Origin of the sequence: Nodosilinea sp. LEGE 07298 (genome assembly GCF_015207265.1) — a bacterium.
Taxonomy (GTDB): domain Bacteria; phylum Cyanobacteriota; class Cyanobacteriia; order Phormidesmidales; family Phormidesmidaceae; genus Nodosilinea.
Genome location: NZ_JADEXE010000267.1, coordinates 1 through 9,201 on the forward strand (window position 1 = coordinate 1; position 9,201 = coordinate 9,201).

Consider the following 9,201-nt stretch of genomic DNA (forward strand, 5'->3'; position numbering starts at 1 on the left):
GGCTTAGATTTCTAACCTGTAATAGTTGACAGGCTGTCTTTTGATTTCCCAGAGCCTTGCCCAGACAATGCTTTGCGAGAGGAGTTTTGTTTGTAGAACCTATGCGAAAACTTACGTTGGCAATGGCAGCGATCGTAACTGCCCTCACCCTGTGGATGGCTCCGGTGGCCCAGGCGGCAGATCTGGGTCACGGTGGCCAAATCTTTGGCAACAACTGCGCGGCCTGTCATATTGGCGGCGGCAATGTGGTGAATGGAGCTAAAACTCTGAAGCTGGCCGACCTAGAAAAGTACGAAATGGCGTCGGTAGAGGCTATTACCAACCAAGTCACCAACGGCAAAAACGCCATGCCTGCCTTTAAGGGGCGGCTCAGCGATGACGATATTGCCGATGTGGCGGCCTACGTGCTCAGTCAGGCGGAGCAGGGCTGGTAGGTGCGGATGTGTTTCCAGTTCAATCGCTCCAGTTCTGCAAAGGGTTGGGGCTTTTTGTTTCTGGTTGATCTAGGAGGCATCGCCGTGGGCTCATCCAAAATTGTTGGTCTCTGCCTGGCGCTGGTGCTGTGGTTCGGCTGGCCGGGGCTGGCAGCAGCAGATGCTATTGCCCTTGCTGCGTCCCGGTAGGCAGGCAATCGGTTCTGAGCAGCCCTGCCTACCGGGCGACAACGTGGGGCGATCGCTGCCTTAGCCTAATTCTGCTAGAGCGTTACGACGAGGCCATTGCCGACTGTAGTCGAGCAATTCAGCTCGTTGTCCACCGGCCAGAACAACGAGTGGCAAAGTGCTGTGACGACGATGGGGTGATGCGAGCGATCGCCTTTCCAGACTGACGTTGAACCCTCAAGAGGACGCTCTGGCCATCACCAACACGCTCACCTCAACCAATTTGACCCGATTTACTGTAGAAAACCATGTCCTTTTGCCGATTTTTAACCGCTAACTCCAATCTTGCCCTGGCTCTGCTCACCGTAGGACTGACGCTCGGATGTAGCAGCCCAGCCCTTAACGCCACCCCTAACGCCAGCCCCAACATTGCCGATAGCCAACCCCACAACCATGACGCCAGCGATCACGCTGATTCTGGCCATTCAGATGCGGGGGACCACCATCAAGGGCACGGCACGCTTGAAATTCCTGCCGGGCAGCCGGTTCCAACGATTACCCTGGTGGCCCACCCTGACCCAGTGCGAGGCTGGAATCTAGAAATTCAAACCACAAACTTTCGTTTTGCGCCAGAGCAGGTCAACCAGGCTAACCAGCCCAACGCAGGCCACGGCCACCTGTCTATCAATGGCGAAAGAGATGCTCGGGTCTACGGCCCCTGGCTGCACCTGCCCCAGTTGCCCCCAGGCCGCAATGAGATCACCGTCAGCCTCAATGCCAATGGCCACGAGGCCCTAACCTACAACGGTCAGGCGATTGAATCGACGGTGGTGGTGGACGTACCTGAGTAATGCAATAGACAGCTCAGCGATCGCACCCTTGATGCTGGCTCCCTGGCGTTGGCTATAGGCGTGCAACGGCTGTTCCCTAAGACGCGGGTGATCATCGGCCCTGCCACCGATACCGGTCTTTACTACGACTTGGATCGCGCGATCGCCTTTACCCCCGGCGACCTCACCCACATCGCCGCCGAAATGCAGCAGATCATTCGCGCCAACCTGCCGAGAGCAGGGTCGCTTAATTCAACTGCGGCTGACCTATCAAGATATGGGTGATGCCATTGGCACCACCCGCGTCACCGTCACCCGCCTAAGGCAAGAGCTAGAGCGAAACGGGGCAATTGGCTACTCCAAAAAAATTGCGTCATTTTGCATGGGTGATTGGGGTTTCGGGTGTCAGGTTTCGGGTCGCGGCCTGACACCTGACACCTGACACCTGAGATAAAAAACCGGGGTGTGTTTCCACACCCCGGTTAAAGAAATCTGAAACTTGGCTCGGTGGCTTACATTAGGCCAATTTGCGACAAAATGCCCTGGCCGGTCAAAAGCTCGGTAGCAACCCCGATCACAAAACCTAGCATGGCCAGGCGACCGTTCCAGGTTTCTGCAAAGTTAACAAACCCAAACTTGCTTTCGTTGTTTTCCATGACCGCTAATCTCCAAATTTGTAAGGGCTTCACTTTTTCAAGTCTTCTTTACAAAGATTAACACAAGAGTTTTGGTCTGGCTAGAGCAGCAGAACATTAGCGATCGCGCCTTCTCTCACCCTGTGGTCGCCGTCAACCAGGCGCTGCTGGCGGGCGATCGCTGTGCCAACGATGTAGCTGCATACCCCTGTGGCAAACCCCCGCCACCCCAGAGGGCAACGGTAGCTCTAGCAATGGCCGCAGGTCTACCGCTGGCCGGTTGAGTACAGAGGCCGTAGCCCAGGTACGGCAGCACCTCCGACTCGGGCACCGGGTGGGCTTGGAGTATGCTGACCCGCGCCGATTTAAAGCGGGGTCTTGGCAGAGTGGCCCCACCCTGGCAGCGACCCAAGAGGCTGAGGTTTTAGCCCAGATCGAGCAGTTTTTGGCCCAGCACTCCGGCGACTATGTGCGACTTTTGGGGATTGACCCCAGGGCAAAACTACGTCAATTTGAGCAGGTGATTCAAACGCCTGGGTGAGCGATCGGACAAGACAAGTATTTTTAACAACAGGCTAACGCTTCAAGCAGGGGCGCAGCTTTGCTGCGTCCCTTGACTTAACTTCTTAGAAGCTTTTATGAATTTCAAATTATAATAGAGTTCTTCAATAGAAAAATCATTAACTTTTAAGCTCAATCTAGGTGCTTCTGTAGAGCTAGAAATGGGATTTCTACTTTGCTGAGTATCTCTAAACCTTTTAGCGTAACCATCAGCCCACTCTAAAGTCCCTTGAAACAGTGTTGCAGCCAAATAGATTCTCTGACAAGATTTCATGTAAGCTCTCAGATGCTTGTTGTGTAGTTTTAAGTGGCTTTCCTCCTGATCAGGTATAAAGCCCTTGCTCTCGACATCTAGCCCTATTGCATCTTTGATTGAATTACAAATTAGCTTCATAAGGACTGCAGAGCCAAGTTGAAAGATATTAGCTGGTATTAGTATGAGCTTGTTTCTTGCACACATTGAAAGCTTTAGCTGATCCTTTTCTTTTTCCTTTTCCTCGCGGTAATGAGACTCACCTTGAAACTCAAATGCCAGTAAAAACTCCTCAAGCAACATATCTAGTTCCAACTATTGTCGGTGCCAACGAACTTCGCCATCCGGTTGATCGACCACCGTGACGCCCTCTGTCGCCAGAGCCCATTGGGTAGATGGGTAGGGTATGCGGTGCAAGGCAACAGCGCAAACCGCAGACCGTCAACCCAACACCCTGCTTACAAGCAGAGGGATCGAGTCCCGGCTAGGCAGTTGGCGAGTTGCTGGTGAAGCTGGAGGGGGTTGAGCTGGCGGCCGATAAAGACCAACTGATTTTTGGGTTGGCCAGTCCAGGGTTCGGGGCTGAGGTCAAAGCGTTTGCCGCTGAGCTGAAAGATGTGGCGCAGGTCTTCGCCCTCAAACCAGAGGATGCCCTTGGCCCGAAAAATCTCGGCGGGCAATTGGGACATTAAAAAATGCTCAAACCGGTCTACGTTGAAGGGGCGATCGCTTTTGAAGGGAATCGACATAAAGCCATCGGTGCCCAGGTGGCCGTCGGGTTGAGACTCTTGGGCCGCGCTGACGATTACGGGGGGCAGGGCCGGAGCTAGCCCCACATCTAGTAGGGCAGAAAGAGGCAGTTGGTCGGCCTGCTCAGTGAGCGAGCAGCGCAGCACCCGCGCCTGGTCTTTGATGCTTTGAATGTGGGCCTCTAGCCAAGTCAGCTTGACCTCGGGGGTGAGGTCGGCCTTGTTGAGCAGAATGATGTCGCCGTAGGTGAGCTGGCTGGTCGCCGCTTCGCTGTCGAAGTGGTCATCGGTAAAGGTTTCGGCATCGACGACGGTGATGACAGAATCCAAGTGGGTGAGCCGCTTTAGCTCGGTGCCCACAAAGGTGAGCATGATTGGCAGGGGGTCGGCTAGGCCGGTAGTTTCGACCACCAGGTAATCGACGCGATCGGGTAGCTCTAGCACTCGATACACGGCGTCAACTAGGTCATCGTTGATGGTGCAGCAGATACAGCCGTTGCTCAGCTCAACCATAGTCTCGTCGATGGAGACCAGCAGCTGGCTATCAATGTTGATGTCGCCAAACTCGTTGACCAAGACCGCCACCTTGAGATTTTGGCGGTTGGTGAGAATGTGGTTGAGCAGGGTGGTTTTGCCGCTGCCCAAAAAGCCCGTGATCAGTGTCACGGGCAGACCCCGCTTAGGAATTACTGGGTCTGCCACCGATGAGGACTGGGGGAGGGAGGGCATCGCCGTATCACTCATAGAATGATAATCGTTATCATAATAGTGCAAATTGGCAGCCTTCACTCAGGTCGCTTATGGGCATACCAAGCCCGAGCCATAAGGCTTTGGTAAAACAGGACTGGCAGCTCAAAGCCGCCCTCCGTCATGATTGATGCAACTTTTTCTGGTGATAATAAGGCGACATCGCGACCGTAGGAGGCGCGGAATTTTTCAACTTCTGCTTCTGGCATGTCAGCATATCGCAGCATTCGCAGCCAAACTTCAAGCAGGCTTTGATACTCGGCAGTCGCCATATCAGCCGTCAAATCAGCACTCACTAAATACCCGCCAGGCTGAAGCCGGGCCGCAATTTGCTGAAAAAAGTGGCTACGCTCAACGGATTGCATAAAGAAATGAGACACCAAAAGACAGGTTGCCGCCTGGAAAGTATCCGAGGCAGGAAGCGAGTCTAGATAGCCCAAATGAAACGTGCAGCGCGACGCAATACCAATCTCTTCAGTTTTGCGACGACAAATATCGAGCATCGGTGCGGCAGGCTCTACCGCAGTAAACCGCCATTGGGGGAATGCTTGAGCAAGATAAATCAGTTCTGCCCCGGTGCCTACTCCCACACAGAGAATGTTGGCATCGACGGGAAGTTCTGACAGTATGATGCGAATCTGTAGATGCAGGGCATCGCGGATTGGCGCTAGGGCATCAAACTGTTGATCGTAGGATGAAGCGCGTTCTTGGTCGAAAACAATGGCCGGTTCTGGGCTTTTCATGATGGAGATTAAAGTTGTAATTGTTTATTCTCAACGTTCTAGAGACCTGTACCCATTGAGGACAGCCCGCAGTCACCAATTGCCAAATTCAGCATTTTTCATTTTTTTGACCTAGCGGCACCAAACCCTCTAGCCGGACCGTACTGAACACATTTAAAGCTCACTTGGTCTGTACCAGGGTTATAGAGCACGTAGGACGGTTGGTATCCCTGCCGCCCCACGTTACCCACCCCCACGATCCGGCGGGGCGATTTTTTCGGCTCTTGGCCCTGTTCCTGGGGTACAGCGGTTTGGTCAAGGGTGGTCACCGTAGACCGCAGAGCACCGGGTTCTACCCAGCACTCAAAGGCCAGGCCCGATCGCCCGCAAAACAGCGTATTGGCATCAGCCCGAATGAGGCGATCGCACAGCTGTATCGGCGGCGTCTCCGGCGTCAGTTCATCGCCATAGCTCACCGTACTGCCGTGAATTAGCAAACAATCCAGCTCATGAAAGCCAAAATCTAAATCCGCCAACCACTGCACCGTCTGCCGCGACACCGCCTCCCACAGGTCTTTCACCGCCTCCAAGCCATAGCGTTCTACCAGCTCCGGCGCATCGGGCAGACCACGAATACCGTGCAGGCTAAAGCACTGCTCCTCCCACCAACCCGTGCACACCTGGGGCATGGGCTCTCCGGGCTGGGGCGATCGCACCCGCCGCACCACCGCCTCGCTATCCCCTTGCAGCCCGACCAAGTCGCCCAATATATAGAGATCTGTCACCGGCTGCCGCTGGCGCTTAATATCTGTCAGCACCGCCTCATAGGCCGCTAGATTGCCTTCGATTCCGCTGAGAATGGCCCATTGCATTGGCATTACCTCTCACACACATGTCCCGCATCCTCTGCCCGCTCGGCAAACTCCATACCCCGCGCCAGCCGCCAGGCAAAGATCGGCGGTAGGCCCTGCTCGATGATGGCGGCGCAGGTTTTTTGGTAGTCGTAGGGCACTTCGCGCAGGGTGACTTGGGTGCTGTCGGTGTCGTAGAGGACGTAGGTGGCGTTGGGTCTGCCGTGGCGGGGTTCGCCGACGGAACCGGCGTTGATAATGCGCTTCAGGGGGGCGGTAAACTGGTGCTGGGTTTCGCTCTGCCCTGGCTGCTGTACCTTGACCGACAGGGTGCCGTTCTCCAGCTCTCGCAGATAGGGAATGTGGGTGTGGCCGCAAAAGAGCACGTCGGCCTCGGCGGCGAGAACTCGTTCCAGGGCGGCAAAGCCGTCCATAGTGGGCAATAGGTACTCGTGCTGGCTGTTGGGGCTGCCGTGGACGAAGCAGAGATTATCCTGGCGCAGGGTCATGGGCAGGCTGGCCAGGTACTCGCGCACTTCGGGATGAATCGCCTGGTTCGTCCACTCGTGGGCCAGGTGGCCTCGCTTTTCGGCCAGTTGGGAGGGGTAGCTGCAATCACAGGCGTTGAGCCCTTCGACGATGTCTTCATCCCAGCAGCCCTGGCAGGTGGGGATATCGAGCGATCGCACCAGCTCCACCACCGCATTGGGCTGGGGGCCATAGCCGACCAAATCGCCCAGACAGTAGATCTGGTCGGCCTTGTGGGCATCAATATCAGAGAGCACCGCGTTCAGCGCCTCATAGTTGCCGTGAATGCAGGAGATAACGGCAAGTTTCATACGAGAAGTGCCTCCTCTAAAGAATCTACGGTGGGGTCTAACGCTTGATAATGCTGGTGATACTGGGTCAGAGCGGCGTCAGAAAGGCAGCTGTCGAGAAGGGTTTGGGCGATCGCCTCCCGCTCTAGCTCCCAGCCCACCACCTCAATGCCGCTAAACCGACGGGGTCGCCCCTCCAGCCAAGGCGGAATATTCAGCTCGGTATATTCCATCCCCGGCAATCCCTCGACAAAATCGACGTAGAAGGCATGGCCATTGGGCATTTCAAAAATGCCCTTCATGCGGCACACCTGGCCGTAGGCCCCACCCGTCAGCTCAATTAACAGCGCGTCGAGGCTGGGCGGGTCAAACACCTGCCCAGTCAGGGGCGTACACCAAATCTCGGGCAGCCGCCCATTGGCCGGAGCCGCCACGGCATTGCCCACCACCACCTGGTCAGCCCAGGTGTGCCAGTCCGACTCGGTCAGGTCAGGGGGCAGCACCGCCACTCGCTCACAGCCCAGCCCCGCCAAAAACGGCGACCCCAAATCGAGATGAAAGCCCCACTCAAAGTACACCGTCGCCTGCTCTGGCAGGTCAGCCAATACCGCCTTGAGCTGCGCCTCGGTCACCACCTGCACCCAGGGAAACCGATAGCCAATCCGCGCCAAATCCACCGAGATCTCCCCCAGCCCCGGACACACGTAGAACTGAGGTGTGGACTGATCCTTGAGAAACTGGCTGATCCAGGTAGTTTTGCCGCTGCCCGAGGGGCCGGAGATGGCGATGAGGTGGGGCATGGGGGGAGGTGAAGAGTGAAGAGTGAAGTGGTGGGGAAGTGGGGAGTGAAGAGGTGGGGCAGTGAAAAAGCAACCAAAAATTACGTTTTCACCCTTCACTCTTCACCCCTTCACTCCCTAGTGAAACGCCGGACTGTGCCGAATCAGGCTCATAAACTCCTGACGGGTGCGGGCGTCGTCGGCGAAGACACCTTTCATGGCGCTGGTCACCGTCCAAGAGCCGGGTTTCTGCACGCCGCGCATGACCATGCACATGTGGGTGGCTTCGACCACGACCGCTACCCCTTGGGGTTGCAGTAAGCCCTGGAGGGCGTCAGCGATTTGAGCGGTGAGGCGTTCTTGCACTTGCAGGCGGCGGGCGTACATTTCGCAGATGCGGGCGACCTTGGAGAGGCCAATCACTTTGCCGTTGGGGATGTAGGCCACGTGGGCGCGGCCCAAAATCGGCAGAATGTGGTGCTCGCAGGAGCTGAACAGGTCAATATCGCGCACCAGCACCATTTCGTTGGTGTTCTCATGGAAGATGGCTCCGTTCAGCAGCTCGTCGAGGGATTGGTTATAGCCGGAGGTGAGAAACTTGAGGGCTTTGACCACGCGCTTAGGGGTGTCGAGCAACCCTTCGCGATCGGGGTCTTCGCCCAGACCAATCAGCAGGGTGCGCACCGCCTGCTGCATCTCGGCATCGGAAACGCGAGGTTGAGATTGGGTGGACAGGGCAGCGATCGCCTGGTCAGCGGAGATGCTTTGGGAAGGAAGTTGGGCGGTCATTGAATGAGACTCCTAAAGACGTTAATGGGAAAGCGGTTTGCGGGGAAAGCGGTTTGCGGTTTGCGGTTTACGACTCGGCCTTATACCCTGCACCGTTAACCTTGCACCGTAAACCCCTTAAACCACCGTCAATTTCGTTCTCGGCAACACAATCGCTACCAGAAAAATCGCTAGCTGCGCTGTCACGATCGCAGGCCCCGACGGCAGATTGAACCCTGCTGAAAACACCATGCCCAGCACGGCCCCGAGCGCCCCCAGCATGGCCGACAAAATGACGTAGCCGGTGAAGGTGCGGCTGAGCAGACGGGCAGCGCAGGCCGGAATCACTACAAAGGCGCTAATCAGCAGCACGCCGATCGCTTTGATCGAGGTGCCTACCACCAAGGCCAGCAGCACAATGAACGCCGTGCGGTGGGCCGAGGCCGAGATGCCCCGAGCGATCGCCAAGGGTTCGTGCAGGGTGAGCAGGATCTGCGATCGCAGTGTCAGCCCCACAAACAGCACACAGGCCACTAGCAACCCCGTACTTACCCACAGATCGCTCTGTCGCACCGCCAAAATATCGCCAAACAAAATGCTGTTAATGCCGCCCTTGTACTGGCCCACAAAGGTGAGCAAAATCACCCCGATCGCCAGCGACGACGAGTAGACAATATTCAGCAGCGCATCGGTCCACAGCCGGGTGTGCTCTAGCAGGTAGGTAACCCCCAGGGCAAACAGCACCGCAAAGGGCAGCAGCACCGATGATGGACTCATCCCCAACAGCAGGCCCAGACTGATGCCCAGCAGTGCCGAGTGACCCAGGGCATCACTAAAAAACGACAGCTGCCTCAGGATCGTGAAACTGCCCAACAGCCCCCCCATC

General features: G+C 56.3%; 16 protein-coding genes. 7 read left to right on the plus strand and 9 right to left on the minus strand.

Going from position 1 to position 9,201, the window contains the following annotated elements; translation table 11 throughout:
• Positions 1–101: 101 nt before the first annotated feature.
• The 5 genes from petJ to IQ273_RS36000 all read left to right on the plus strand — a co-directional run bounded on the left by petJ (position 102) and on the right by IQ273_RS36000 (position 1,874).
• Positions 102–434 (plus strand): cytochrome c6 PetJ, encoded by a 333-nt coding sequence (gene petJ, locus IQ273_RS25895; protein WP_194026026.1) that lies wholly within the window; start codon positions 102–104, stop codon positions 432–434.
• A 128-nt stretch (positions 435–562) separates the two neighbouring features.
• Complete coding sequence (locus IQ273_RS25900) at positions 563–829, plus strand: tetratricopeptide repeat protein (protein WP_194026027.1); 267 nt, start codon at positions 563–565, stop codon at positions 827–829.
• An 81-nt stretch (positions 830–910) separates the two neighbouring features.
• Positions 911–1,453, plus strand: coding sequence for a hypothetical protein (locus IQ273_RS25905; protein ID WP_194026028.1), 543 nt, complete (start codon positions 911–913; stop codon positions 1,451–1,453).
• Positions 1,454–1,513: 60 nt separating this feature from the next.
• Complete coding sequence (locus IQ273_RS34040) at positions 1,514–1,717, plus strand: hypothetical protein (protein ID WP_228053883.1); 204 nt, start codon at positions 1,514–1,516, stop codon at positions 1,715–1,717.
• Positions 1,710–1,874, plus strand: coding sequence for a helix-turn-helix domain-containing protein (locus IQ273_RS36000; protein WP_228053885.1), 165 nt, complete (start codon positions 1,710–1,712; stop codon positions 1,872–1,874). Before IQ273_RS34040 ends, IQ273_RS36000 begins: the two co-directional genes overlap by 8 nt.
• 70 nt (positions 1,875–1,944) lie before the next feature.
• On the opposite strand, the gene IQ273_RS25915 is transcribed toward IQ273_RS36000, so the two are convergent.
• On the minus strand, positions 1,945–2,088 hold the full coding sequence (locus tag IQ273_RS25915) for a chlorophyll a/b-binding protein (RefSeq protein ID WP_194026029.1): 144 nt from the start codon (positions 2,086–2,088) through the stop codon (positions 1,945–1,947).
• A gap of 71 nt (positions 2,089–2,159) precedes the next feature.
• On the opposite strand from IQ273_RS25915, the gene IQ273_RS25920 reads away from it, so the two are divergent.
• Both IQ273_RS25920 and IQ273_RS25925 read left to right on the plus strand, forming a co-directional pair.
• Positions 2,160–2,351 (plus strand): hypothetical protein, encoded by a 192-nt coding sequence (locus tag IQ273_RS25920; protein WP_194026030.1) that lies wholly within the window; start codon positions 2,160–2,162, stop codon positions 2,349–2,351.
• Positions 2,348–2,608: a ribulose bisphosphate carboxylase small subunit gene (locus IQ273_RS25925; protein ID WP_194026031.1), complete on the plus strand. Its 261-nt coding sequence runs from the start codon at positions 2,348–2,350 to the stop codon at positions 2,606–2,608. Before IQ273_RS25920 ends, IQ273_RS25925 begins: the two co-directional genes overlap by 4 nt.
• 42 nt (positions 2,609–2,650) lie before the next feature.
• Here IQ273_RS25925 and IQ273_RS25930 read toward each other — a convergent pair whose 3' ends face one another.
• The 8 genes from IQ273_RS25930 to IQ273_RS25965 form a co-directional block, all read right to left on the minus strand.
• Positions 2,651–3,184, minus strand: a complete 534-nt coding sequence (locus IQ273_RS25930) for a hypothetical protein (protein WP_194026032.1) — start codon at positions 3,182–3,184, stop codon at positions 2,651–2,653.
• Between the two features lie 155 nt (positions 3,185–3,339).
• Complete coding sequence (locus IQ273_RS25935) at positions 3,340–4,359, minus strand: GTP-binding protein (RefSeq protein ID WP_194026040.1); 1,020 nt, start codon at positions 4,357–4,359, stop codon at positions 3,340–3,342.
• A gap of 56 nt (positions 4,360–4,415) precedes the next feature.
• Complete coding sequence (locus tag IQ273_RS25940; protein WP_194026033.1) at positions 4,416–5,120, minus strand: class I SAM-dependent methyltransferase; 705 nt, start codon at positions 5,118–5,120, stop codon at positions 4,416–4,418.
• Between the two features lie 98 nt (positions 5,121–5,218).
• Positions 5,219–5,971, minus strand: coding sequence for a metallophosphoesterase (locus IQ273_RS25945; protein WP_194026034.1), 753 nt, complete (start codon positions 5,969–5,971; stop codon positions 5,219–5,221).
• Positions 5,972–5,976: 5 nt separating this feature from the next.
• Positions 5,977–6,789, minus strand: coding sequence for a metallophosphoesterase (locus IQ273_RS25950; protein WP_194026035.1), 813 nt, complete (start codon positions 6,787–6,789; stop codon positions 5,977–5,979).
• Positions 6,786–7,568 (minus strand): GTP-binding protein, encoded by a 783-nt coding sequence (locus tag IQ273_RS25955; protein WP_194026036.1) that lies wholly within the window; start codon positions 7,566–7,568, stop codon positions 6,786–6,788. The genes IQ273_RS25950 and IQ273_RS25955 overlap by 4 nt, the downstream gene beginning before the upstream one ends.
• A 117-nt stretch (positions 7,569–7,685) precedes the next feature.
• On the minus strand, positions 7,686–8,336 hold the full coding sequence (folE, locus tag IQ273_RS25960) for a GTP cyclohydrolase I FolE (protein ID WP_194026037.1): 651 nt from the start codon (positions 8,334–8,336) through the stop codon (positions 7,686–7,688).
• Positions 8,337–8,453: 117 nt separating this feature from the next.
• Positions 8,454–9,200, minus strand: a complete 747-nt coding sequence (locus IQ273_RS25965) for a metal ABC transporter permease (RefSeq protein ID WP_194026038.1) — start codon at positions 9,198–9,200, stop codon at positions 8,454–8,456.
• Between the last annotated feature and the right edge of the window lies 1 nt (position 9,201).

What these genes read in the sequence shown, in the direction of transcription:
- petJ (WP_194026026.1), top strand. Translation starts at nt 102, where the DNA reads ATGCGAAAACTTACGTTGGCAATGGCAGCGATCGTAACTGCCCTCACC.
- IQ273_RS25905 (WP_194026028.1), top strand. Translation starts at nt 911, where the DNA reads ATGTCCTTTTGCCGATTTTTAACCGCTAACTCCAATCTTGCCCTGGCT.
- IQ273_RS36000 (WP_228053885.1), top strand. Translation starts at nt 1,710, where the DNA reads ATGGGTGATGCCATTGGCACCACCCGCGTCACCGTCACCCGCCTAAGG.
- IQ273_RS25915 (WP_194026029.1), bottom strand. Translation starts at nt 2,088, where the DNA reads ATGGAAAACAACGAAAGCAAGTTTGGGTTTGTTAACTTTGCAGAAACC.
- IQ273_RS25930 (WP_194026032.1), bottom strand. Translation starts at nt 3,184, where the DNA reads ATGTTGCTTGAGGAGTTTTTACTGGCATTTGAGTTTCAAGGTGAGTCT.
- IQ273_RS25935 (WP_194026040.1), bottom strand. Translation starts at nt 4,359, where the DNA reads ATGCCCTCCCTCCCCCAGTCCTCATCGGTGGCAGACCCAGTAATTCCT.
- IQ273_RS25940 (WP_194026033.1), bottom strand. Translation starts at nt 5,120, where the DNA reads ATGAAAAGCCCAGAACCGGCCATTGTTTTCGACCAAGAACGCGCTTCA.
- IQ273_RS25945 (WP_194026034.1), bottom strand. Translation starts at nt 5,971, where the DNA reads ATGCAATGGGCCATTCTCAGCGGAATCGAAGGCAATCTAGCGGCCTAT.
- IQ273_RS25950 (WP_194026035.1), bottom strand. Translation starts at nt 6,789, where the DNA reads ATGAAACTTGCCGTTATCTCCTGCATTCACGGCAACTATGAGGCGCTG.
- IQ273_RS25955 (WP_194026036.1), bottom strand. Translation starts at nt 7,568, where the DNA reads ATGCCCCACCTCATCGCCATCTCCGGCCCCTCGGGCAGCGGCAAAACT.
- folE (WP_194026037.1), bottom strand. Translation starts at nt 8,336, where the DNA reads ATGACCGCCCAACTTCCTTCCCAAAGCATCTCCGCTGACCAGGCGATC.
- IQ273_RS25965 (WP_194026038.1), bottom strand. Translation starts at nt 9,200, where the DNA reads ATGGGGGGGCTGTTGGGCAGTTTCACGATCCTGAGGCAGCTGTCGTTT.